We start from the raw sequence: 25,239 nt of genomic DNA, 5'->3' as shown, positions 1-25,239 counted from the left end.
CGCTGCGATATTTACTTGGGGTAAAGCGGCGGCAGGCCACTGTCGCCGACCGGGTCCTGAACCCGTTCGGCAATCGGTATCGCCTTGATCGCCCGCCACAACTCGTCGCCTTGCCAGTGCTGGCCGGTTGCGCTGTACAGCGCGCCGTTGAGGCCGTCGAGGGCGTCGGACAGCGGCACGAAGCGCGCAGCCATGTCAGCCAGGGTTTCCGGTTGTTGCCGGGCCCAGGCATCGAGGGCCTGGCGGGTAGCGTGGGAGTCGTTGGCCTGGCAGGCACGCTTTAGATCGTCCAGTACAGTACGCGGGCTCGGTCCGGTTTGTGCCGTGCGCAGCACCGCCGGTTGCCAGCGACCCCGCCACCACAGGCCGAAGCCGAGCAGGGTGGTACAGGCCAGAACCAGGGTGCTCAGTTGCCAGCGCCAGAGGGTAGCGCTGTCAACGCTGGCCTCGACCGGTGCCGCACCCGCCGGAGTGTCGACCACCAGGCTCGGATTGGCGGCTACGTGCAGCGTGCGCGCCGGCAGGCTGCTGTGTTCCAGATGGTCTTCAAAGGTATTCCACCAGACCACTTCGACGGCCGGCAGCTCAATGGCGCCGGTGCGGGTCGGCACCAAGGCCTCGCGGTCCTCACGGCTACCGACCAGGCCGCGTTCGCTGTTCTGGTGGCCCACTACCGGCTGATCCGGATAACGCCGCAGACCGGCGACCTCGGTGCCCGGCAGCGGCGGCAGTTGCGTGCTGGCCAGGCCTTCGGCTTTTACCGTCAGGCTGCGCGTCAGCGAATCGCCGACCTGGGCGTGGTCGGGCTCCGGGTTCCAGCTCTCGCTCAGCGTCAGGCTGCGGGCGGGCAGCCAAGGGGCATCGGCCGGGTAGGTGAGGGGCTTGGCCATGACCGTCAACAGCAGCTCGGTGGAGCTGATGCGCATCAGCTTGCCGGACTTGGGCCCCTGGCTGGCGGCGTTCGGTGCAGGTTGCGCCTCGACCAGCGCGGCATTGAAGACCTGTGCCGGAATGATCAGTTCGCCGCTGTGTTGCGGGTAGATCGCGTAACGCATTTCAATGACGCCATGGCGCACATCGTCAATATCCTTCTCGTAGGTGCGTGACTCGCCCAGTTGTTCGATGCGCGCGTCGGGAATCTGCAGGGGAGGCAGGCTGCTGTCGTCGTACAGCGACACCGAATGGTAAATGCGCAAGGTCAGGATGGCCTGTGCCTGCACGTACACGCTGCTCTGATCGAGGCTGGCGTCGATGAATACCGCAGCGCGTTTGTTCGGGTTGTCCGGTGTTTCGCTCTCGACCACTTGCAGGGTGATCGGCTGGCTCTGTATCTCACCCAATTGCAGGGGCGGGATCACCACACTGCCGTTCTGCCGGGGCAGCAAGGTAATGATCCAGCGCGTGGTCGCGCGATTGTCGCCACTGAGGGTGTTCAACTGGTTGACCTGGCGCGTGCCGCGCACTTCGAACAGCGGCTCCAGCGCTGTCATGTCAGGTTTGCCAAACTGCGTCACGTCGCTGGATTCCAGGGTCAACTCGACCGTCTCGCCGGAATTCAGGCGGCTGCGATCGACACTGGCGACCAGCTCCGCTGCCTGTGCCTGCAGGGTGCAGAGCAACAGGGCCGGGAGCAGGGCGAATAATGAGGCGGTGAAGCGGGTCATCGAATGTCTTCCTGATCCTGATGTTGCTGCTGTTCGTACCAGAATTTGCGCCTGAGCAATTCTGCGGGGTCGTCCGGGATCTGCCGCAGCCACTGTTCCAGCGCTTGGCGCTGTTCGCCTTCGATGCTGTCAGTGGCAGGACGCATGGGCGGCCTGGTGTGTTGCTCGTCGCCCAACTCGCTGCCAGGGACTTCGTTGGCGCCGGGCCCGGGAGGTGTATCCGGCGGTTGCTGGTCGCCTGGCTCGGCCTGCGGGCTTTCGGATGCCGTTTCGTTGCTGCTGGACGGCTCGCTGGTGGCGCCCGGCGGGGGCGCCTGCGTTTCGATTTCGGGCTGGGCGCCCGGGGTCGGCTCCGGCTCGGGCGGGGCACTGGCTTTTTGCTTGAGCAGACTTTCCACCAAGGCCTTGTTGGTCAATGCCGGACGCAGGTCCGGTTGCTGCTCCAGTGCCTGTTCATACGCGTCGACGGCCGCTTCCAGCTCGCCACTTCTGGCCAGGGCATTGCCTCGATTGTAGTGGGCGTGGGCGTCGTTGCCTTCCGCGAACCGCTCGGCGGCCCCGGCGTAATCACCGGCTTCGTAGAGGGCCACCCCTTGCCACTGATGATTCTGGAAATGTTGCGCCGCTTCGGCCGGGCGTTTTTTCTTGAGCAAATGCAGGCCCCTTTGGTCGGGACGCAACCACAAGTCCTGGAAGTCGAAGGCGTGGGCCGGTTGCGGCAATACCAGCAACAGCGGCAGGCACAGCAGCCAGCCGCGACGGCCGGCGCAGGCAGCCAGCAGCAACAATGGCAGTAGCAGCCAATAGCCTTGGTCGGCCCAGGTGTCGAGGCGCAAGGTCTGGCCGTCGTTGCGCAAGTTGCTTGGGCCGTCGAGCACGCCCAGGGCGCGCAGATCGGCATCACTCAGGCGCGCGTGGCGATAGCGACCGTCCAGGTCATTGGCAAATGCTTTCAGGCCAGGTTCGTCCAGACGAGGTACCAGAATCGCTCCCTGTTCGTCCTTGAGGAAGCTGCCGTCTTCCTGGGTGATCGGCGACCCTTCGGCGGTGCCGATGCCGAGCATCAGGAACTGCGTGGATTTGCCTGCCAAGGCGCGGCGAATCCCCTGGCGTTCCTGCTCGGTCAAGGATGAGCCGATCAGCAGGATTCGACCGTCACCCAGCGCAGCCTGGTCCAGCAACGCCAGCGCCTTGGTCACCGCCAGATCGGCGCGATGTCCGGCCTGGGGCATCAACGACGGTTTGAGCGCCTCCAGCAGATTGCGGCTGGTTGCCAGGTCATCGGACAACGGCACCAGCGTGTGCGCGCTACCGGCGTAGACGACGATAGCGGTCTGCGCGTCGCTGCGCACTTGCAGCAGGTCGAAGAGCTTGCGCCGAGCCTGCTCAAGGCGGTTGGGCATCACGTCGGTGGCGAGCATTTCCGGGGTCAGTTCCAGCAGCACCACCATGGGGTCGGCAGGTTTCTGGCTGGTTTGTTCAACCCGCTGCCAGCTCGGGCCCAGCAGCGCACCCATGGCCAACATCCACGCGACACCGAGGGCGATCCAGGGCAGCTTGCTTTCGCGGCCACTGCCGCCACTGAGCAGCGCGGCATGAAAGGCCGGTGGCAGAATCATCTGCCAGCGCCCGGCGCGCTTTTGCCGATGCCAAAGTTGCCAGAACAACCAGCCAAGCAGTGGCAGCAACAATAGCCACCAGGGACGGAACCAGTACGGCCACAGCGCACTCATCGTCGCCTCCGAAGACGCAGGCGTTTGAGACGCTGGCGCCAGTCCGGCAGCAATTGCGTTTGCAAAAACAGGTCCTTGTTAAACAGACGTTGCAGGGGGTGATCCGGCCAGAGCGCCCGGGCTACCAACAGTATGCTCAGCAGCAAGGCCAGGGCCAGCGGCCATTGATACAGCGCCTGCGCCGGGCGCGCCTGGGTTGGTTGCTGGGCCACGGGCTCAAGTTGATCGAGGGTGTCCTTGATCGCTTGCAGCTCCTTGCCATCACGGGCGCGGAAATACTGGCCGCCGGTGGCCTCGGCGATCTCTATCAGCGAAGGTTCATCGAGGTCCAGGCTGGGATTGAGGCCAAGCAAACCCAGGGTGCCGCTTTCTTCCGGGTCGGCGCCGATGCCGATCGGGTAGATTTTCACACCTTCCCTGGCGGCCAGCCGCGCTGCCGTGAGCGGATCGATTTCGCCACCGTTGTTGGCGCCGTCAGTGACCAGAATCAGCACTCGACTCTGGGCCGGCCGCAGACGCAGGCGTTTGAGGGCCAGGCCGATGGCGTCGCCAATGGCAGTGTTTTTGCCGGCGATGCCGATGCGCGCTTCATCGAGCCAAACCCTCACGGTGCGCCGGTCGAAGGTCAGCGGCGCCTGGACGTATGCCTGGCTGCCGAACAGGATCAGGCCAACCCGATCACCTTCACGGCTTTCAAGGAAGTCGCCGAGCAACAACTGGACCAGTGTCAGGCGACTGACGTCCTCGTCTTGCCATTGCATGTCGGGAAAATCCATGGACCCCGAGACGTCCACCGCTACCAGCAGGTCGCGCCCACTGGCGGCAATCGGCACAGGTTCACCCAGCCATTGCGGGCGTGCCGTCGCCGCCAGTAACAGCAACCACAGCAGGATGAACGGCGCCTGCTGGCGCCAGGCTGGCAGGTTGGCACGGGCGCGGCGGCGTGCCAGGCCTTCCAGATCACTGAGAAAGCTGACTTTGAGTGCCGGTTCGCCACTGTCGGCCACCGGCAGCACCAGGCGCATCAGCCACGGCAATGGCAATAGGATAAAAACCCACGGCCAGGCGAATTCAAACATGCTTGCGAATCCATGTGTCGACGGCCTGGGTCAGGCCGGCGATGGCCTTGTCGTCGAGTTTGCATTCTGGTTTGTAGGCACCTTCGACCAGCACCATCCAGCGGGTCAGGCCGGCCGCCGGGCAGCGGTTGTCGAGGAACGCCAGCCATTTGCGGCCGTTGAGGGTATGGCTCTGGCTGTAGGGGTAATGGTTGCGGCACAGGCGCTTGAGCAACCCGTTCACTTGCTGCAACCAGGCACCGGCCGGTGCGCCGTCATAGGGCTTGGGCATCGCCTTCAGTTCCGCCAGTGCGGCGAGGCGCACCGGGTCCAGGGGTTGTTCGGTGCGGACCACGGGGCGATTGAAGGAAATGAAATGCCGCAACTTCCACAAACCGAAACCGATCAGTGGCAGTAACAACAGCAGCAACCACCAGCCCGGTGCCGGCGGCCAGAAACCGATGGGGGGAGGGGAGATCAAAGGCTGCAGTTGTTCGAGTCCGTTCATCGTCCTTTCCCCGGCTTCTGTGGGTTCAGGTATTCGCGCAATTGCTCGACCATTTCGCTCTGGGTACTCAAGGGCATCAGCAGCACCCGCAGCTTTTGCGCGAGCAGTTCCCAGCGAGCGATGCGCTGTTCGGCCTGGGCGCGGTAAGTCTGGCGCAGTTCGAAGTTGAGCGTATCGAGCTCAAGCTGTGCGCCGCGCTCGGCGAAGCGCAACAAGCCGGCGGCGGGCAGGGCGTGATCCAGCGGATCGGACAGTGGCAGCAGCAACAGGTCGCAATGGCGCGACAACAGGCTCAGCTGTTGCTCGGCACTGTCCGACAGCGCGCGTTCGTCGCAGATGACGATCACCAGGCTGCCCGGACGTGATACCTCCCGCGCACGGCGCAGGGCGATGCCAAAGGCGTCGCGGTCCGGCACGCTTTCGCTGTGCAGCGACTGGTTGACCCGCACCAGGCGGTTGAGCAACTGCAGCAGGCTTTGTTTGCTGCGCCGGGGTTTGATTTCGTAATGCTCGTTGTCACCGTAAACCAGCCCGCCAACCCGATCGTTATGACCCAGGGCTGCCCAGCCGATCAGGCTGGCCGCCTGTGCGGCCAGCACCGATTTGAACATCAGGCCCGAGCCGAAAAACAGCCGGCGGCTTTGTTCGACCATGATGAAAATCGGCCGCTCGCGTTCTTCATGGAACAGCTTGGTGTGGGGCTCCTGGGTCCGGGCGGTGACGCGCCAGTCGATGGTGCGCACATCGTCACCGGCCTGATAGACCCGCACCTGGTCGAAGTCCACGCCACGGCCACGCAGCTTGGAGTGGTGCAGGCCGATCAGCGGGCTGCGCTGGCCTGGTCCTGCGAACAGTTGTACTTCGCGCACGCGATGACGCATCTCGATCAGATCGGCGAGGCTGACGCGGATGCCCGGCTCGGGCGGCAGGCTGGCGTTCATCGGGGTCAAGCGACGGCTACGACGTCGAGAATCCGCTGGACGACCCGGTCCTGATCGATGCCGGCGGCTTCGGCTTCAAAGGAAAGAATGATGCGGTGACGCAAGACGTCAAACAGCACCGCCTGGATGTCTTCCGGGCTGACGAAGTCGCGACCGGCCAGCCAGGCGTGGGCCCGGGCGCAGCGGTCGAGGGCGATGGAGCCGCGAGGACTGGCGCCGTAGGCGATCCACTCGGCCATCTCCGGGTCGAACTTGGCCGGCGTGCGGGTAGCCATGACCAGTTGCACCAGGTATTCCTCCACGGCGTCGGCCATGTACAAACCGAGGATTTCCTTGCGTGCGGCGAAGATCGTCTGCTGGGTAACCCTGCGCTCAGGCTTGGCTTCACCGTTGAGGGCTTCGCCGCGGGCCTGTTGCAGGATCTTGCGTTCAACCGCCGCGTCCGGGAAACCGATTTTCACGTGCATCAGGAAGCGGTCGAGCTGGGCTTCCGGCAGCGGATAGGTACCTTCCTGCTCGATGGGGTTTTGCGTGGCCATCACCAAAAACAGCGGCGACAGCTCATAGGTGCTGCGCCCGACACTGACCTGCCGCTCGCCCATGGCTTCGAGCAAAGCCGACTGAACCTTGGCCGGGGCACGGTTGATTTCGTCCGCGAGTACCAGGTTGTGGAAGATCGGGCCCTGCTGGAACACGAAACTGCCGGTTTCCGGACGGTAGATTTCTGTGCCGGTGATGTCGGCCGGCAACAGGTCGGGGGTGAACTGGATGCGATGGAACTGGGCTTCGATGCCTTCGGCGAGTTCTTTGATGGCCTTGGTCTTGGCCAGGCCAGGGGCGCCCTCGACCAGCATGTGGCCGTCGGCGAGCAGGGCGATGAGCAAGCGCTCGATGAGCTTTTCCTGGCCGAGAATCTGCGTTGAAAGAAAGGTTCGCAGCGCTAGCAGCGCTTCACGATGTTCCATCGATGACTGTTCCTGCAAAAGGGTGGCCGAGGACGTTCGAAATACGCCAGGGCTGGGGGCGTTACTTTAATCCATCGCAGGGGGCGGCGACTAACGGCATTTTGCGCAAAGTGCGGGAAATGATGGGTAATGGCTGTAGGAATGTTCTACGGGTGACAGGGTGGCGGTGCTCTCTCGGGCCTATTCGCGAGCAAGCCCGCTCCCACAGTTGACCCTGTTCTTCCAGTAAGAATGATCAAATGTGGGAGCGGGCTTGCTCGCGAAGGCGTCCGCTCAAACGCCGGGATTTAGAGCTGGCTGATATAAGTGCCGGTGCCTTTGAGAATGTTCTGCAAGGTTTCTTCAACTTCGGCCATTTCCACCATGTCAGGGTTGAAGGTGATCTCCAGCACATCGTCGCCATTGAGCACATCGGCATCCGTCGCAGCAATTTCGATCTTCAAAAGGGTAGCGCTCAGGGTGACTTTCACACCATCCAAGGTCGAAGGCTCGCCATCGAGGGTGATCTCCAGTTCATCTTCATCCGGATAGCGACTCATCAGGAACATTTCGCCCTTTTCGCTGTGGCAGCAGAGCATGGCCATGTTGTCTTCTTCGTCGTCGCACGGGTTGACGATCAAGAGGGCGGTTTTCATTTTCATGGGAGTTTCCTGGCTCGGCGAGCGTGTTGGACGCAGTGAAGGACAATTCTGCCAGCCCGCAGGAATTTCTGCTCGTTCGGCTGTCTATGAGGCTGTCGTGACCAGTGAGAGTGTTACTGGTCATTTCTAGTACGTACGTGCCGTAAAACCTGATGTAAAGCCGTCATTTTTCTGTGCGACTGCTAGTGTTAATCGATGCCCGCACCTGAAGCTGCGTACCGTTGACCGAATATGTCGCAGCACCGCAAGCATGGGCCTTGCCGCTCTCGTTAAGCTGCGCAACGGATGAACACCTGTAAAGACATTGTGCTGCACGCGGCCAGTCGTTTTTGCAGATGCCCATCCAGGTAAAGTGAATGTGACCCGAGTGTCTTGTTCAGCTTCACCCACCTGTCACCCTGTTTCCTCTGCCCGAGAATCAGGAGCCGGGTGACGGACCCGCCCCGCAAGGGGTTTTGCACGCGAAGCTTCCATCAATAACAAGCCCAAGCGGAGTACCACAGATGGCGTTCTTCACCGCAGCCAGCAAAGCCGACTTCCAGCACCAACTGCAAGCGGCACTGGCGCAGCACATCAGTGAACAGGCACTGCCACAAGTGGCGCTGTTCGCTGAACAATTCTTCGGCATCATTTCCCTTGACGAGCTGACCCAGCGTCGGTTGTCAGACCTTGCTGGCTGCACCCTTTCTGCATGGCGTCTACTTGAACGCTTCGATCACGCACAGCCACAAGTGCGGGTCTACAACCCGGATTACGAGCGCCACGGCTGGCAGTCGACCCACACCGCCGTCGAAGTGCTGCACCACGACCTGCCATTCCTGGTGGACTCGGTGCGTACCGAGCTGAACCGTCGCGGCTACAGCATTCATACCCTGCAAACCACTGTGCTGAGCGTGCGTCGCGGCAGCAAAGGCGAGTTGCTGGAAATCCTGCCAAAAGGCACCCAGGGCGACGACGTTCAGCAAGAGTCGTTGATGTACCTGGAAATCGACCGTTGCGCCAACACCGCCGAGCTCAATGTCCTGAGCAAGGAACTGGAGCAGGTGCTCGGTGAAGTGCGCGTGGCCGTTGGCGATTTCGAGCCGATGAAAGCCAAGGTCGAGGAAATCCTGAGCAAACTGGACAACAGCCAGTTCGCCGTCGATGCCGACGAAAAGAACGAAATCAAGAGTTTCCTGGAATGGCTGGTGGGTAACCACTTCACCTTCCTGGGCTATGAAGAGTTCGTGGTGCGCGATGAGGCCGATGGTGGCCATATCGTCTACGACCAGGACTCCTTCCTCGGCCTGACCAAACTGCTGCGCGCCGGCCTGACCTACGATGACCTGCGCATCGAAGACTACGCCGTGAACTACCTGCGCGAGCCGACCCTGCTGTCGTTCGCCAAGGCCGCGCACCCAAGCCGCGTGCACCGCCCGGCTTACCCCGATTACGTATCGATCCGTGAAATCGACGCCGACGGCAACGTCATCAAGGAATGCCGTTTCATGGGCCTTTACACCTCCTCGGTGTATGGCGAGAGCGTGCGGGTCATCCCGTTCATCCGCCGCAAGGTCGAGGAAATCGAGCGCCGCTCCGGCTTCCAGTCCAAGGCCCACCTGGGCAAGGAGCTGGCGCAGGTACTCGAAGTGCTGCCCCGCGACGATCTGTTCCAGACCCCGGTTGACGAGCTGTTCAGCACCGTGATGTCGATCGTGCAGATCCAGGAACGCAACAAGATCCGCGTATTCCTGCGCAAAGACCCGTACGGCCGTTTCTGCTACTGCCTGGCCTACGTGCCGCGTGACATCTATTCCACCGAAGTGCGCCAGAAGATCCAGCAAGTGCTGATGGATCGCCTGAAAGCCTCGGATTGCGAGTTCTGGACCTTCTTCTCCGAGTCCGTGCTGGCCCGCGTACAGTTGATCCTGCGCGTCGACCCGAAAAACCGCATCGACATCGACCCGCTGTTGCTGGAAAAAGAAGTCGTACAAGCCTGCCGTAGCTGGCAGGACGATTACGCCAGCCTGACGGTCGAGAGTTTCGGTGAGGCCAATGGCACCAACGTGCTGGCCGACTTCCCGAAAGGCTTCCCGGCCGGTTATCGCGAGCGCTTCGCTGCGCACTCGGCTGTGGTCGACATGCAACACCTGCTGAGCCTGAGCGAAAAAAATCCACTGGTGATGAGCTTCTATCAGCCACTGGGCCAGGTTTCGGGCCAGCGCATGCTGCACTGCAAGCTGTACCACGCAGACACCCCTCTGGCGCTGTCCGACGTGCTGCCGATCCTGGAAAACCTCGGCCTGCGCGTGCTGGGTGAGTTCCCGTATCGCCTGCGCCACACCAATGGCCGCGAATTCTGGATTCACGATTTCGCGTTCACCGCCGCCGAAGGCCTGGAACTCGATATCCAGCAACTCAACGACACCTTGCAGGACGCGTTCGTCCACATTGTGCGTGGCGATGCCGAGAACGATGCATTCAACCGCTTGGTACTGACTGCCGGCCTGCCTTGGCGCGACGTGGCGCTGCTGCGTGCCTACGCCCGTTACATGAAGCAGATTCGTCTGGGCTTCGACCTGGGCTACATTGCCGCCACCCTGAACAACCATACCGACATCGCTCGCGAGTTGACCCGGCTGTTCAAGACCCGTTTCTACCTGGCGCGCAAGCTGTCGGGCGACGACCTGGAAGACAAGCAGCAACGTCTGGAACACGCGATTCTTTCCGCACTGGACGACGTCCAGGTGCTCAATGAAGACCGCATCCTGCGTCGCTACCTGGACCTGATCAAGGCGACCCTGCGCACCAACTTCTACCAGACCGACGCCAACGGCCATAACAAGTCGTACTTCAGCTTCAAGTTCAACCCGCACTTGATTCCCGAGCTGCCCAAGCCGGTGCCGAAGTTCGAAATCTTCGTCTATTCGCCGCGCGTCGAAGGCGTGCACCTGCGCTTTGGCAACGTGGCCCGTGGTGGCCTGCGCTGGTCCGACCGTGAAGAAGACTTCCGTACTGAAGTCCTCGGCCTGGTAAAAGCCCAGCAAGTGAAAAACTCGGTGATCGTGCCGGTGGGTGCCAAGGGCGGCTTCCTGCCGCGTCGCCTGCCGCTGGGTGGCAGCCGTGACGAGATCGCGGCCGAGGGCATCGCCTGCTACCGCATCTTCATTTCCGGCCTGCTGGATATCACCGACAACCTGAAGGACGGCGCGCTGGTGCCTCCGGCCAACGTCGTGCGCCATGACGATGATGACCCGTACCTGGTGGTCGCGGCGGACAAAGGCACTGCGACCTTCTCCGACATCGCCAACGGCATCGCCATCGACTACGGCTTCTGGCTGGGTGATGCGTTCGCCTCCGGCGGTTCGGCCGGTTACGACCACAAGAAGATGGGCATCACCGCCAAGGGCGCGTGGGTTGGCGTACAACGCCACTTCCGCGAGCGCGGCATCAATGTCCAGGAAGACAGCATCACCGTGGTCGGCGTTGGTGACATGGCCGGTGACGTGTTCGGTAACGGGCTGTTGATGTCCGACAAACTGCAACTGGTTGCCGCGTTCAACCACCTGCACATCTTCATCGATCCGAATCCTGAGCCTGCCAACAGCTTCGCCGAGCGTCAGCGCCTGTTCGACCTGCCGCGTTCGGCCTGGTCCGATTACGACACCAGCATCATGTCCGAAGGCGGCGGTATCTTCTCGCGCAGCGCGAAGAGCATCGCGATCAGCCCGCAGATGAAAGAGCGCTTCGACATCCAGGCCGACAAGCTGACCCCGACCGAACTGCTCAACGCCTTGCTCAAGGCGCCGGTGGATCTGTTGTGGAACGGCGGTATCGGTACCTACGTCAAGGCCAGCAGCGAAAGCCACGCCGATGTGGGCGACAAGGCCAACGATGCACTGCGCGTGAACGGCAACGAACTGCGCTGCAAAGTGGTGGGCGAGGGCGGTAACCTGGGCATGACCCAACTGGGTCGCGTCGAATTCGGCCTCAATGGCGGAGGCTCCAACACCGACTTCATCGACAACGCCGGTGGCGTGGACTGCTCCGACCACGAAGTGAACATCAAGATCCTGCTCAACGAAGTGGTCCAGGCCGGCGACATGACCGCTAAGCAACGCAACGAGTTGCTGGCGAGCATGACCGACGAAGTCGGCTCTCTGGTGCTGGGCAACAACTACAAGCAGACCCAGGCTCTGTCCCTGGCGGCCCGTCGCGCATTGCCGCGGATTGCCGAATACAAGCGTCTGATGAACGATCTGGAAGGTCGCGGCAAGCTGGATCGCGCCATCGAGTTTCTGCCCAATGAAGAGGCGATCAACGAGCGCATCGTAGAAGGCCACGGCCTGACCCGTGCCGAGCTGTCGGTGCTGATTTCCTACAGCAAGATCGATCTCAAGGAGCAACTGCTGGGCTCCCTGGTGCCGGACGACGACTACCTGACCCGCGACATGGAAACCGCTTTCCCGCCGACCCTGGTGAGCAAGTTCTCCGCCGCCATGCGTCGTCACCGTCTCAAGCGCGAAATCGTCAGCACCCAGATCGCCAACGATCTGGTCAACCACATGGGCATCACCTTCGTTCAACGACTCAAAGAGTCGACAGGCATGAGCCCGGCGAACGTGGCCGGTGCCTACGTGATCGTGCGCGACATTTTCCATCTCCCGCACTGGTTCCGTCAGATTGAAGCGCTGGACTACCAGGTCAGCGCTGATGTGCAACTGGAGCTGATGGACGAGCTGATGCGCCTGGGCCGTCGCGCCACGCGCTGGTTCCTGCGTGCCCGCCGCAACGAGCAGAATGCTGCTCGTGACGTTGCACATTTTGGCCCGCATCTGAAAGAGTTGGGCCTCAAGCTTGATGAGCTGCTCAGTGGCGAGATCCGCGAGAACTGGCAGACCCGCTATCAGGCGTATGTCGCAGCCGGTGTACCGGAGTTGCTCGCACGCATGGTGGCTGGCACTTCGCACTTGTATACGCTGCTGCCGATCATCGAGGCTTCCGATGTGACCGGCCAGAACCCTGCCGACGTCGCGAAGGCTTACTTCGCCGTGGGCAGTGCTCTGGACATCACCTGGTACCTGCAACAGATCAGCGCTCTGCCGGTTGAAAACAACTGGCAGGCCCTGGCCCGTGAAGCGTTCCGCGATGACGTCGACTGGCAGCAACGGGCGATCACCATCTCGGTCCTGCAACAGGGCGACGGCACTCAGGATGTGGAAACACGCCTGGCGTCGTGGATGGCGCAGCACGAAAGCATGATCGAACGCTGGCGCGCCATGCTGGTGGAAATCCGTGCCGCCAGCGGTACGGACTACGCCATGTATGCGGTGGCCAACCGTGAACTGCTCGACCTGGCGTTGAGCGGCCAGGCGGTAGCGCCTGTCGCTTCCAGTGTCGAACTGGAGCCGGCTGCCTGATCAGGCGCTGAATGAAAAAGCCCCGTATCGAGAGATGCGGGGTTTTTTTGTCTGAAGGTCTTGCAGTGATTGATCGGCCCCCTTCGCGAGCAAGCCCGCTCCCACAGTGATTTATGGCGGTGCCGGGGTTTGTGCCTGACGGTGATCGCCTGTGGGAGTTGGCCTGCCAGCGATGGCGGTGTGTCTGGTGACATCAATGTTGAATGTAATGCCCTCATCGCGGGCAACCTCCCACAAATTCACCCAGGCGTTATACAGTGAAGGGCCATGTCTGTATCAAGGATTGAATCACTCATGCCAGCTACCGATCCGGTCATCACTCTCGAACGCTTCAACGAATCCCACATCGAAGGCCTCGCTGCGCTTTACAACGATCCGCGCATCGCCCGGCAAACCCTGCAGATGCCCTTTCAGTCCACCGAGCTCTGGCGCAAGCGCCTGGAGCCGGATAACGAACGGCTGGTGAAAGTGGTGGCCCTGCACCAGGGCGCAGTAATCGGCAACATTGGCCTTGAGCAGTTTTCGCGCATCCGCCGCAGCCACGCCGGCAGCTTCGGTATGGGCGTGGCGGTGGAGTGGCAGGGCAAGGGGGTTGGTTCGAAGTTACTGGCGACAGCCCTGGATATCGCCGACAACTGGATGAATCTGCACCGGGTCGAGCTTGCGGTGTACGCCGACAATGAAGCGGCCATCGCGCTGTACCGCAAATTCGGTTTCAGGGAAGAGGGTCTGCTTCGTGATTACGCCGTGCGCGACGGTGTGCTGGTGGACACCTTGAGCATGGCGCGTCTGCGGTTTACGCCCACGTCCGGTTGAGTCATTCGCCCAGGGAACGGCACCGCCGACTGCGCCTGCAGTGCGGTGGTGTCGAGCAGGGCCGGAGTGAAGTGTGCGGATTTGATCAACAGAGTACCACTCACCCTTTTAGTCGTACGCCGGCCGCGCGCATCTGCCATGCTCAATATCCGCAGTACTGCTCCAATCAAAGGAACACCGCAATGGACGATGTACAGCAACTGGGTGAAATGCTACGCCACTACGCAGAAAGCGAAGCGCACAAAAAACAACTGTTTGAATCGCAGTCAACCGTGTGGGCGACGCGTATCAGTGAGCTTTTCGATCAGATCGGGCATTGGCTGGAACCGGTGCTGGCGCCCAACCTGCTGGAAGTGAATCGCGAAGTATATGTGGCTTCAGGGCCGAGCATTGCGCTCGATACTTCCCCCTTCAGGACCGAGAAGCTGTCCATTTTGATTGCCGGCAAACCGGTGGAGTTCGTGCCGGATGTGATGGGGGCGGGTGGGCAGATCACATTGGCAGTGATGGGGCTGACGGCGGCGCGCTTTGGCAGCGTTTCGCTGGTTTGCCAGCCACCGGCGAGCAGTTGGCAATGGCGCAAGACCAATGGACTGAAAGACCCGGATATCTTCCCGTTTGATGCGGGTTTTCTAGCGCAGCAGTTGCAGGGTCTGATTCCGCGCGACCGGATGTGAGATCAAACGCGACCTCGTCCCGCACCTTTTCGGGAGAGGGGCGAGGGGGCCGACCTCACCGACACCCCTCACATTTCAATATTCCCCCAGCCCGGCTTCGCCTCCTCTGGCACGCGGACGAGATCGAGCTTCCATGGGTGGACCGGACTCAGAATGCTCAGTTTTTCTTGGCCTGCTCCCACACCCTCTCTTCCTGCTCGCGAAGTTCAGGGGTGAACTCAGCCCCGAAATCTTCGGCTTCGAATACCTGGCGAATTTCGATCTCGGCCTCGGTGCCGGGCATCGGGTTGGGGCAGCGTTTGACCCATTCGATGGCTTCTTCTTTCGATTTGACCTGCCATAGCCAGAAGCCGGCGATCAACTCTTTGGTTTCGATGAACGGGCCGTCGGTCACAGTGCGTTTGTCACCTGAAAAACGCACGCGGGCACCTTTGCTGCTCGGGTGCAGGCCTTCGCCCGCAAGGAGGATGCCGGCCTTGACCAGTTCCTCGTTGTAGTGGCCCATGGCGGTCAGCAGTTCCTGACTGGGCATGACGCCGGCTTCAGAGTCCTGGCTGGCTTTGATGATGATCATGAATCGCATGGTTTTTTCTCCGGTGAATGTGGCTAATTCGCTTCTAGTCGAACGGGACGGTGCCAAATCGACAACGCTGCTGACGAATTTCATCCCCGGGTGCTACCGATCCTAATGGGCGCTGTGTGCCTTTCGTCATGAACAACGGATGGCGGGCCAGCGCAGGGGTAGGCTGGTCGATGGTAGCTCCAACACGGACAGTCATACGCACACACATACATACACATCGGACAGACCGATTGCGAAGGTGTATCCAGTTTTACGCTTCGACACATCACAAATCATGTTTGACCGTAGGTCGTCAGACCATTTCGTGGTTAACTTCGGCCTCGTCAAAATTCTCCACACCAACGTTCAGAAGGACTCCGTTCATGGCTCAAGTCACCCTTAAAGGCAATCCGGTTCAAGTCAACGGCCAACTGCCACAAGCCGGCTCCAAGGCGCCAGCCTTTTCCCTGGTTGCCGGCAATCTGTCCGACGTCACCCTGCAGGACTTTGCCGGCAAGCGCAAAGTACTGAACATCTTCCCAAGCGTTGACACTCCGACCTGCGCCACTTCGGTTCGCAAGTTCAACGCCCAGGCTGGCGACGTGGCCAATACCGTCGTGCTGTGCATCTCTGCCGACCTGCCATTCGCCCAGGCCCGTTTCTGCGGTGCTGAAGGCCTGGAAAATGTGCAGAACCTGTCGACCCTGCGCGGTGCCGAGTTCATCGAAAACTACGGCGTAGCCATCGCCGACGGCCCGCTCAAAGGCCTGACCGCCCGTGCTGTCGTGGTTCTGGACGAAAACGACAACGTGCTGCACAGCGAACTGGTCAGCGAAATCGGTCAGGAACCGAACTACGAAGCGGCGCTCGCTGTTCTCAAGTAATTGATTACAATTGTTAACGGCCTGGCCCTGTCCAGGCCGTTTTCATTTGTGCTTCAGTGTCTTAGATAAAACTCCTGCTACGTAAGCTGAAGGTAAATTGCCGGTAAAGGCGCTTTGCTTAAGACTCGCCAGTGCTTATCGTTCAGCCTCATGTAAAAGAAGCCCACGCGCCCAATGGTTGATCACTCAATGCAATCCTCCGCTTCCCGTAGTCCCCGTCGCTGGCTGTTCGGCCTGCTGGTCCTGTTGGTCATCGCAGCCCTGTGCTGGAAGTTCTGGCCCACCGGCGCGGCCCAAAAAGAAAGCAGCGGGCAAAAAGCCGTCGCCGGGCACACCGGCAAGTCGGGAGGGATGCGTCCGGGGTTCGGCGGCGCTTCAGGGCCGGTGCCGGTGCGTGTGGCGCCAGCGGTCAAGGGTGACTTCCCCCTGTATTACAAGGCGCTGGGCACGGTCACGGCGCTCAACACCATCAATGTGCGCAGCCGCGTCGGTGGCGAATTGATGAAGATCCACTTTGAAGAAGGGCAGATGGTCAAAGCTGGCGATTTGCTGGCCGAGATCGACCCGCGTCCGTACCAGAACGCCTTGCTCCAGGCTGAAGGCACCCTGTTGCAGAATCAGGCGCAACTGAAAAACGCCCAGGTCGACGTTGATCGCTATCGCGGCCTGTACCGCGAAGACAGCATTGCCAAGCAGACCCTGGACACCGCAGAGGCGCTGGTCGGTCAGTTCCAGGGCACGGTCAAGACCAATCAGGCGGCGGTCAACGACGCCCGGCTCAATCTGGAATTCACCAGGATCCGCGCGCCGATTGCCGGGCGTGTAGGCCTGCGGCAGCTGGACGTCGGCAACCTGGTGGCGGCCAATGACACCACGGCACTGGCGATCATCACCCAGACCCAACCGATCAGCGTCGCCTTCACCCTGCCGGAAAACAGCCTTGAAACCGTACTCGCCCGCTACCGTAGTGGCGCCAAGTTGCCCGCCGAAGCCTGGGATCGTGGCGATACAAGGCTGCAGGCCACCGGTGTGTTGCAAAGTCTGGACAACCAGATCGATGTCACCACCGGCACCCTTAAATTCAAGGCCCGTTACGAGAACCGCGACCAGTCGTTGTTTCCCAATCAGTTCGTCAACGTTCGCCTGCTGGCCGACACCCTCAAGGATGTCGTACTCGCGCCTTCCGCTGCCATTCAGTTCGGCACCAATGGCACCTTCGTCTATGCCCTGGATGGTGACAAGAAGGTCAAGATCCGCCAACTGAAGGTCGGCGCCAGCGACGGTGAAAATACGGTGGTCACCGAAGGCCTGCAGCCAGGCGACCGGGTCGTTCTCGAAGGCACGGACCGCCTTAAAGACGGCAGCGAAGTTGAAGTGGTCAACGACAGCCAGGACGTGCCCTCTACGCCAACCGGGAATCTGCAAGGCAAATCGGCGGTCGACGCGCTTGAGCCGGCGGCCCGCGACAGGGCGAAAAAGGGCGGCGCATGAATCTCTCGCGGCTGTTCATCCTTCGCCCGGTAGCCACTACCCTGAGCATGCTGGCCATTATCCTGGCCGGTGTGATCGCCTATCGCCTGCTGCCGGTATCGGCCTTGCCTCAGGTCGATTACCCGACCATTCGCGTCATGACCCTTTATCCCGGCGCCAGCCCGGATGTCATGACCAGCGCCGTGACGGCTCCGCTCGAGCGGCAGTTCGGGCAAATGCCTGGCCTGACGCAAATGGCCTCCACCAGCTCCGGCGGGGCGTCGGTGCTGACGTTGCGGTTCAGCCTCGACATCAACATGGATGTCGCCGAACAGCAAGTGCAGGCCGCGATCAACGCAGCGACCAACCTGCTGCCCAAGGATCTGCCGGCACCGCCGGTGTACAACAAGGTCAACCCGGCAGACACCCCGGTGCTGACCCTGGCGATAACCTCCAAGACCATGCTGCTGCCCAAGCTCAATGATTTGGTTGACACCCGCATGGCGCAGAAAATCGCCCAGATCAGCGGCGTCGGCATGGTCAGCATTGCCGGCGGCCAGCGTCAGGCCGTGCGCATCAAGGTCAACCCCGAAGCCCTGGCGGCGAACGGCCTGAACCTGTCGGACGTGCGCACCCTGATCGGCGCCTCCAACGTCAATCAGCCCAAAGGCAATTTCGACGGCCCGACCCGAGTCTCGATGCTCGATGCCAACGACCAACTGACCTCGCCCAAGGACTATGCCAACCTGATCCTGGCCTATGCCAACGGTGCGCCGTTGCGGCTCAAGGACGTGGCGCAAATCGTCGACGGGGCGGAGAACGAGCGTCTGGCCGCGTGGGCCAACGAAAACCAGGCCGTACTGTTGAACATCCAGCGTCAGCCCGGCGCCAACGTCATAGAGGTGGTGGACCGGATCAAGGCCCTGCTGCCGAGCATCACCGACAACCTGCCGGCCGGTCTCGACGTCGTTGTGTTGACCGACCGCACCCAGACCATCCGCGCTTCGGTCAAGGACGTGCAGCACGAACTGCTGATCGCCATCGCGCTGGTGGTCATGGTGACGTTCCTGTTCCTGCGCCGGGCCAGCGCCACGATCATTCCTTCGGTGGCCGTGCCACTGTCGCTGATCGGTACCTTCGGCGTGATGTACCTGGCCGGGTTCTCGGTGAACAACCTGACCCTGATGGCCCTGACCATCGCCACCGGCTTCGTGGTGGATGATGCGATCGTCATGCTGGAGAACATTTCCCGCTTCATCGAAGAAGGTGACAGCCCGTTGAATGCGGCACTCAAGGGCGCCAAACAGATCGGCTTCACTCTGATTTCCCTGACCCTGTCACTGATCGCCGTGCTGATCCCGCTGCTGTTCATGGCGGACGTGGTAGGGCGGTTGTTCCGCGAGTTCGCCATCACCCTGGCAGTGGCGATCCTGATTTCCCTGGTGGTCTCCCTGACCCTGACGCCAATGATGTGCGCACGGCTGCTCAAGCGTGAGCCCAAGGAAGAAGAGCAGGGCCGTTTCTATCGGGCCAGCGGTGCAGCCATCGACTGGATGATTGCCGCGTACGGGCGCAAGTTGCAGTGGGTGCTCAAGCATCAACCGCTGACCCTGATGGTGGCCATCGGCACCCTGGCGCTGACGGTGTTTCTGTACCTGATTGTGCCTAAAGGCTTCTTTCCGGTGCAGGACACCGGGGTGATCCAGGGGATTTCCGAGGCCCCCCAATCGATTTCCTTCGCGGCCATGAGCGAGCGTCAGCAGCAACTGGCCAAGGTGATCCTGGCTGATCCGGCGGTCGAAAGCCTGTCGTCCTACATTGGCGTGGACGGCGATAACTCGACGCTCAACAGCGGTCGCATGCTGATCAACCTCAAGTCTCACGGTGATCGGGACCTGAGCGCGACTGAAATCATCGCGCGCCTGCAGCCGGAGGTCGACAAGCTGGTCGGCATCCGCCTGTTCATGCAACCGGTACAGGACCTGACCATTGAAGACCGGGTCAGCCGTACGCAGTACCAGTTCAGCATGTCGTCACCAGACTCGCACCTGTTGAGCCTGTGGAGCGGGCGCCTGGTAGACGCCCTCAAAGACCGGCCGGAGCTGACCGACGTTGCCAGCGACCTGCAGGACAAAGGCCTGCAGGTCTATCTGGTGATCGACCGCGACGCCGCCTCGCGGGTCGGTGTATCGGTGTCGAACATCACCGATGCGCTGTACGACGCTTTCGGCCAGCGGCAGATTTCCACGATCTACACCCAGGCCAGCCAGTACCGCGTGGTCCTGCAATCGCAGTCCGGAGAGAAGCTGGGGCCGCAGGCGCTGGATCAGATTCACGTCAAGACCACCGATGGCGGCCAGGTGCGCTTGTCCAGCCTGGCGCACATTGAGGAGCGCCAGGCGCAACTGGCGATCACCCACATCGGCCAGTTTCCAGCGGTGATGATGTCCTTCAACCTGGCGCCCGGCGTGGCGCTGGGGCATGCGGTAGAGGTCATCGAGCAGGTGCAGCAGGACATCGGCATGCCGCTTGGCGTACAGACCCGGTTCCAGGGCGCGGCCGAGGCTTTCCAGGCGTCGCTCTCGAGTACCTTGCTGCTGATTCTGGCGGCGGTGGTGACCATGTACATCGTGCTGGGCGTGCTGTACGAGAGCTACATCCATCCGATCACCATTCTCTCGACCCTGCCGTCGGCCGCGGTCGGCGCTTTGCTGGCGCTGATTCTCAGTGGCAATGACCTGGGCATGATCGCGATCATCGGCATCATCCTGCTGATCGGCATCGTCAAGAAGAACGCGATCATGATGATCGACTTCGCCCTCGACGCCGAGCGCAACCAGGGCATGGACCCGCAGACGGCGATCTATCAGGCTGCATTGCTGCGCTTCCGGCCGATCCTGATGACCACCCTGGCGGCGTTGTTCGGTGCGGTGCCGCTGATGCTGGCCACCGGTTCCGGTGCCGAGTTGCGCCAGCCGTTGGGGCTGGTGATGGTCGGTGGCTTGTTGCTGAGCCAGGTCTTGACCCTGTTCACCACGCCGGTGATCTACCTGTACTTCGACCGCCTGGGGCGGCGCTGGGGCCGCAAGCCTGAGTCAATGGAAGCGGTAGAACAGCCATGAACCTCTCCGGCCCCTTCATCAAGCGCCCGGTCGCCACCATGCTGCTGAGCCTGGCGATCATGTTGCTGGGCGGCGTCAGCTTCGGCCTGTTGCCGGTGTCGCCACTGCCGCAAATCGACTTCCCGGTGATCGTGGTCCAGGCCAGCCTGCCTGGCGCTAGCCCCGAGGTCATGGCTTCGACCGTGGCCACTCCGCTTGAACGCTCCTTCGGCGCCATCGCCGGGGTCAACACCATGAGCAGCCGCTCCAGCCAGGGCTCGACCCGGGTGATCCTGCAATTTGACCTCGATCGTGATATCAACGGCGCGGCGCGGGAAGTCCAGGCGGCCATCAACGCCTCGCGCACGCTGCTGCCCAGCGGCATGCGCAGCATGCCGACCTACAAGAAGGTCAACCCGTCCCAGGCGCCGATCATGGTGCTGTCGCTGACCTCGGATGTGCTGGAAAAGGGCCAGCTCTATGACCTTGCCTCGACCATCCTGTCCCAGAGCCTGTCCCAGGTGCAGGGCGTCGGTGAAGTGCAGATCGGCGGCAGCTCCTTGCCCGCGGTGCGCATCGAGCTCGAACCCCAGGCGCTCAATCAGTACGGCGTGGCTCTGGATGATGTACGTAACACCATCGCCAATGCCAACGTGCGCCGGCCCAAGGGTTCGGTCGAGGATGATCAGCGCCTGTGGCAGGTCCAGGCCAACGACCAACTGGAAAAAGCCAAAGACTACGAATCGCTGATCATCCACTACAACGGCGGCGCGGCCTTGCGCCTGAAGGATGTAGCCAAGGTCAGCGATGGCGTGGAGGACCGCTACAACAGCGGTTTTTTCAACGATGACGCAGCGGTGCTGCTGGTGATCAACCGGCAGGCCGGCGCCAACATCATCGAGACGGTCAACGAGATCAAGGCCCAGTTGCCGGCGTTGCAGGCGGTGCTGCCGGCCAGCGTCAAACTGAACCTGGCCATGGACCGTTCACCGGTGATCAAGGCGACGCTGCACGAAGCGGAAATGACCCTGCTGATTGCCGTGGCCCTGGTGATCCTGGTGGTGTTCCTGTTTCTCGGTAACTTCCGGGCGTCGCTGATCCCGACCCTGGCGGTGCCGGTATCGCTGGTGGGTACGTTCGCGGTCATGTACCTCTACGGTTTTTCCCTGAACAACCTGTCGTTGATGGCGCTGATCCTGGCCACCGGGCTGGTGGTGGATGATGCCATCGTGGTGCTGGAGAACATTTCCCGGCATATCGACGAAGGCGTGCGGCCGATGAAGGCGGCGTACCTTGGGGCGCAGGAAGTTGGTTTCACCTTGCTGTCGATGAACGTCTCGCTGGTGGCGGTGTTCCTGTCGATCCTGTTCATGGGCGGCATCATCGAGAGCCTGTTCCGTGAGTTTTCCATCACCCTGGCCGCTTCCATCGTGGTGTCGCTGGTGGTCTCGCTGACCTTGACGCCGATGCTCTGCGCGCGCTGGCTCAAGCCGCATGTGCCAGGGCAGGAGAATCGACTGCAACGCTGGAGCCGGCGGGCCAACGACTGGATGGTCGGTAAATATGCTACCAGCCTCGACTGGGTCTTGCGTCATCGGCGCCTGACGTTGCTCAGTTTGTTCGTGACTATTGGCGTTAATATCGCGCTGTATATCATTGTTCCTAAAACATTTTTGCCTCAGCAAGACACCGGGCAACTGATCGGTTTCGTGCGCGGCGATGATGGTCTGTCGTTCAGCGTGATGCAGCCGAAAATGGAAATCTTCCGCCGCGCGGCACTCAAGGATGACGCGGTGGAAAGCGTCGCCGGTTTCATCGGCGGCAGCAACGGCACCAACAACGCCTTCATGCTGGTGCGGCTCAAGCCGATCAAGGAACGCAGCATTTCCGCGCAAAAAGTCATCGAACGCCTGCGCAAGGAAATGCCCAAGGTCCCTGGCGCGCAACTGATGCTGATGGCCGACCAGGACTTGCAGTTCGGTGGCGGCCGCGAACAGACCTCCTCGCAGTACAGCTATATCCTGCAAAGCGGTGACCTGGGGGCGTTGCGCGAGTGGTATCCGAAAGTCGTCACCGCTCTCAAGGCCTTGCCGGAGCTGACGGCGATCGACGCTCGCGAAGGCCGGGGCGCGCAGCAGGTTACCCTGATCGTCGATCGCGATCAGGCCAAGCGCCTGGGGGTCGACATGGACATGGTTACCTCGGTGTTGAACAACGCCTACAGCCAGAGGCAGATCTCCACCATCTACGACAGTCTCAACCAGTATCAGGTGGTGATGGAGGTCAATCCGAAGTACGCCCAGGACCCGATCACCCTCAAACAGGTCCAGGTGATTACCGCCGACGGTGCGCGAATTCCGCTGTCGACCATCGCCCATTATGAGAACAGCCTGGAAGACGATCGGGTCAGCCACGAAGGCCAGTTCGCCTCGGAAAGCATTGCTTTCGACATGGCCGAAGGGGTGACGGTGGAGCAGGGCAGTGCAGCCATTGAGCGGGCGATTGCCAAGGTGGGTTTGCCGGAGGACGTGATCGCGAAAATGGCCGGCACTGCCGATGCCTTCGCCGCGGCCCAGAAGAGCCAGCCGTGGATGATCCTCGGGGCGCTGGTGGCGGTGTACCTGGTGCTGGGTGTGCTGTATGAAAGCTACATCCATCCATTGACGATTCTGTCGACCTTGCCGTCCGCCGGGGTCGGCGCGTTGCTATCGATCTATGTATTGGGTGGCGAATTCAGCCTGATCTCGTTACTGGGGCTGTTCCTGCTGATCGGCGTGGTAAAGAAAAACGCCATTCTGATGATCGACCTTGCGCTGCAACTTGAGCGCCAGCAAGCCATGGCGCCACTGGAGTCGATTCGCAGTGCCTGCCTGCAACGTCTGCGTCCTATCCTGATGACCACGCTGGCGGCGATTCTGGGGGCCGTGCCGTTGTTGCTCAGCCGTGCCGAAGGGGCGGAAATGCGCCAGCCCCTGGGCCTGACCATCATCGGCGGGTTGATCTTCAGCCAGGTGCTGACCCTCTACACCACCCCGGTGGTTTACCTCTATCTCGACAAACTGCGCCATCGCTTCAACCACTGGCGTGGTGTGCGTACCGATGCTGCTCTGGAAACTCCGCTATGACTGACCGCTCGCTGTTCAACCTGGCTGCACCGCTGATCACCGCCCGAGGCTCGCGGTTGCTGAGCTTGTCGCTGTGTGTAGCGTTGCTCAGTGCCTGCGCCATCGGCCCGGACTACCAGCGTCCGCAAGCCGCCGCGCCGGCACAGTACAAGGCCGCGCCAGGCTGGCGTCAGGCCAGCCCGAGCGACGCCCTCGCTCGCGGCGCGTGGTGGGAGCTGTATGGCGATCGGCAACTCAATGGCCTGATCGAACGACTCAATAGCTCGAACCAGACCGTGGCTCAGTCCGAAGCCCAGTATCGCCAGGCTCAGGCCCTGGTGCGCAGCGCCCGTGGCGCGTTTTTCCCGACAGTGGATCTGACTGTCGGAAAGAACCGCTCCAGCCAGGGGACCGGCAGCAGCAGCTCCAGCCTCAGCAGTTCCTCCAGTGGCATCCGTGATACTTACACGGCACAGGCCGGAGTGAGCTGGGAAGCGGATATCTGGGGTAAGTTGCGCCGGGGCCTGGAAGCCGACACCGCCAATGCCGAGGCCAGTTTTGCCGACCTTGCGGCCATGCGTCTGAGCCAGCAATCGGAGCTGGTGCAGAACTACCTGCAATTACGGGTGATTGATGAGCAGAAACGCTTGCTCGAGGCCACCGTTGAGGCCTATCAGCGCTCGCTGAAAATGACCGAAAACCAGTATCGCGCCGGCGTTTCCGGCAAGGATGCGGTGGCCCAGGCGCAGACCCAGCTCAAGAGCACCGAGGCCGACATGATCGACCTGATCTGGCAACGCGCACAGTTCGAGAATGCCATTGCGGTGCTGATCGGCGTACCGCCAGCCGAATTCGGCCTGGGGCAAACCCAGGACATCCCGCAATTGCCGCAAGTGCCTCTGGCGCTGCCATCGCAATTGCTCGAACGACGCCCGGACATTGCTTCGGCGGAGCGCTCGGTGATTGCCGCCAACGCCAACATCGGCGTAGCCAAGGCTGCGTACTACCCGGACCTTACCCTGAGCATGAACGGTGGCTACAGCAGCAGCACCTCGAACAATCTGTTCAGCGTGCCGAACCGTTTCTGGTCGGTCGGGCCGCTACTGGCCATGACCCTGTTCGATGGCGGCCAGCGCTCGGCGGAAGTCGACCGCAGCGAAGCTGCCTATGACGAAACCGTGGCCAAGTATCGCCAGACGGTGCTCGATGGTTTTCGAGAAGTGGAAAACTACCTGGTGCAGCTCAAGGTACTGCAGGACGAGGCTGTCGTGCGCCAGCAGGCGCTGGACGCGGCCCGTGAGTCCTTGCGCCTGACCCGCAACCAGTACAAGGCCGGTCTGATTGCATACCTCGATGTGGTGGTGACCCAGGCGACGGCGTTGAACAACGAACGCAGTGCGCTGGACCTGCAGCAGAGCCGGTTGATTGCCAGCGTCCAGTTGATTGCAGCCTTGGGTGGTGGCTGGGACGGGCAGCTTGAGGACCGCGACAGCCAATGAACACACTCCGCCAGGAGGGCCCGGTCGGTGGCGAGGGGGCGTATCGCAACGTTCCTTCACCTCAGTCAAACGCCCGGCAGCCCCTGCGCAAGAGTCACCTTTTGCACGATTCGTACACACGGCCGCGCCATTCCCAACTTAACCCTCTACCTTAAAACAAACGTTTTATCGAAATGATGGCAGTTTGCTAGTTTTGTCGGTACGTTCATTTGCGTAA

Annotated in this window: 16 protein-coding genes; 8 read left to right on the top strand and 8 right to left on the bottom strand. The window is 61.5% G+C overall.

Annotated elements, in window-relative coordinates; genetic code table 11:
* Positions 1-11 precede the first annotated feature (11 nt).
* The 7 genes from KW839_RS01415 to KW839_RS01385 form a co-directional block, all read right to left on the bottom strand.
* Complete coding sequence (locus KW839_RS01415; protein WP_218423159.1) at positions 12-1,664, bottom strand: BatD family protein; 1,653 nt, start codon at positions 1,662-1,664, stop codon at positions 12-14.
* Positions 1,661-3,397: a tetratricopeptide repeat protein gene (locus tag KW839_RS01410; RefSeq protein ID WP_218423158.1), complete on the bottom strand. Its 1,737-nt coding sequence runs from the start codon at positions 3,395-3,397 to the stop codon at positions 1,661-1,663. Before KW839_RS01410 ends, KW839_RS01415 begins: the two co-directional genes overlap by 4 nt.
* Positions 3,394-4,476 (bottom strand): VWA domain-containing protein, encoded by a 1,083-nt coding sequence (locus KW839_RS01405; RefSeq protein ID WP_218423157.1) that lies wholly within the window; start codon positions 4,474-4,476, stop codon positions 3,394-3,396. The genes KW839_RS01410 and KW839_RS01405 overlap by 4 nt, the downstream gene beginning before the upstream one ends.
* Positions 4,469-4,963, bottom strand: a complete 495-nt coding sequence (locus KW839_RS01400) for a DUF4381 domain-containing protein (protein ID WP_218423156.1) — start codon at positions 4,961-4,963, stop codon at positions 4,469-4,471. The genes KW839_RS01405 and KW839_RS01400 overlap by 8 nt, the downstream gene beginning before the upstream one ends.
* Positions 4,960-5,904, bottom strand: a complete 945-nt coding sequence (locus KW839_RS01395; RefSeq protein ID WP_218423155.1) for a DUF58 domain-containing protein — start codon at positions 5,902-5,904, stop codon at positions 4,960-4,962. Before KW839_RS01395 ends, KW839_RS01400 begins: the two co-directional genes overlap by 4 nt.
* A gap of 5 nt (positions 5,905-5,909) precedes the next feature.
* Positions 5,910-6,869, bottom strand: a complete 960-nt coding sequence (locus KW839_RS01390) for a MoxR family ATPase (protein ID WP_060542274.1) — start codon at positions 6,867-6,869, stop codon at positions 5,910-5,912.
* Between the two features lie 287 nt (positions 6,870-7,156).
* Complete coding sequence (locus tag KW839_RS01385; RefSeq protein WP_060542273.1) at positions 7,157-7,510, bottom strand: hypothetical protein; 354 nt, start codon at positions 7,508-7,510, stop codon at positions 7,157-7,159.
* Between the two features lie 503 nt (positions 7,511-8,013).
* Between KW839_RS01385 and KW839_RS01380 the strand changes: the two genes are divergently transcribed.
* The 3 genes from KW839_RS01380 to KW839_RS01370 all read left to right on the top strand — a co-directional run bounded on the left by KW839_RS01380 (position 8,014) and on the right by KW839_RS01370 (position 14,402).
* Positions 8,014-12,909 carry an NAD-glutamate dehydrogenase gene (locus tag KW839_RS01380; protein ID WP_218423154.1) on the top strand — a complete coding sequence of 1,632 codons (4,896 nt, stop codon included), beginning with the start codon at positions 8,014-8,016 and terminating at the stop codon, positions 12,907-12,909.
* Positions 12,910-13,203: 294 nt separating this feature from the next.
* Positions 13,204-13,725 carry a GNAT family N-acetyltransferase gene (locus tag KW839_RS01375; protein ID WP_218423153.1) on the top strand — a complete coding sequence of 174 codons (522 nt, stop codon included), beginning with the start codon at positions 13,204-13,206 and terminating at the stop codon, positions 13,723-13,725.
* 182 nt (positions 13,726-13,907) lie between these two features.
* Positions 13,908-14,402: a hypothetical protein gene (locus tag KW839_RS01370; protein WP_218423152.1), complete on the top strand. Its 495-nt coding sequence runs from the start codon at positions 13,908-13,910 to the stop codon at positions 14,400-14,402.
* A 157-nt stretch (positions 14,403-14,559) separates the two neighbouring features.
* On the opposite strand, the gene KW839_RS01365 is transcribed toward KW839_RS01370, so the two are convergent.
* Positions 14,560-14,985, bottom strand: a complete 426-nt coding sequence (locus KW839_RS01365; RefSeq protein ID WP_218423151.1) for a YciI family protein — start codon at positions 14,983-14,985, stop codon at positions 14,560-14,562.
* A 362-nt stretch (positions 14,986-15,347) separates the two neighbouring features.
* On the opposite strand from KW839_RS01365, the gene tpx reads away from it, so the two are divergent.
* The 5 genes from tpx (at position 15,348) to KW839_RS01340 (ending at position 25,022) form a co-directional block, all read left to right on the top strand.
* Entirely contained in the window at positions 15,348-15,848 is a 501-nt protein-coding gene (gene tpx, locus KW839_RS01360) for a thiol peroxidase (protein ID WP_060542267.1), read from the top strand.
* Positions 15,849-16,022: 174 nt separating this feature from the next.
* Entirely contained in the window at positions 16,023-17,339 is a 1,317-nt protein-coding gene (locus KW839_RS01355; protein ID WP_218423150.1) for an MdtA/MuxA family multidrug efflux RND transporter periplasmic adaptor subunit, read from the top strand.
* Complete coding sequence (locus KW839_RS01350) at positions 17,336-20,440, top strand: MdtB/MuxB family multidrug efflux RND transporter permease subunit (protein ID WP_218423149.1); 3,105 nt, start codon at positions 17,336-17,338, stop codon at positions 20,438-20,440. Before KW839_RS01355 ends, KW839_RS01350 begins: the two co-directional genes overlap by 4 nt.
* The gene (locus tag KW839_RS01345; RefSeq protein ID WP_218423148.1) at positions 20,437-23,544 is read left to right on the top strand and encodes an efflux RND transporter permease subunit; all 3,108 of its coding nucleotides are present in this window, start codon (positions 20,437-20,439) and stop codon (positions 23,542-23,544) included. The genes KW839_RS01350 and KW839_RS01345 overlap by 4 nt, the downstream gene beginning before the upstream one ends.
* Entirely contained in the window at positions 23,541-25,022 is a 1,482-nt protein-coding gene (locus KW839_RS01340) for an efflux transporter outer membrane subunit (protein WP_218423147.1), read from the top strand. The genes KW839_RS01345 and KW839_RS01340 overlap by 4 nt, the downstream gene beginning before the upstream one ends.
* Positions 25,023-25,239: the final 217 nt, after the last annotated feature.

Source organism: Pseudomonas sp. PDM31 (genome assembly GCF_019218965.1).
Taxonomy (GTDB): Bacteria; Pseudomonadota; Gammaproteobacteria; order Pseudomonadales; family Pseudomonadaceae; genus Aquipseudomonas.
Note: the sequence above shows the minus strand (reverse complement) of the source record. Positions and strands in the feature narration are given on the sequence as shown.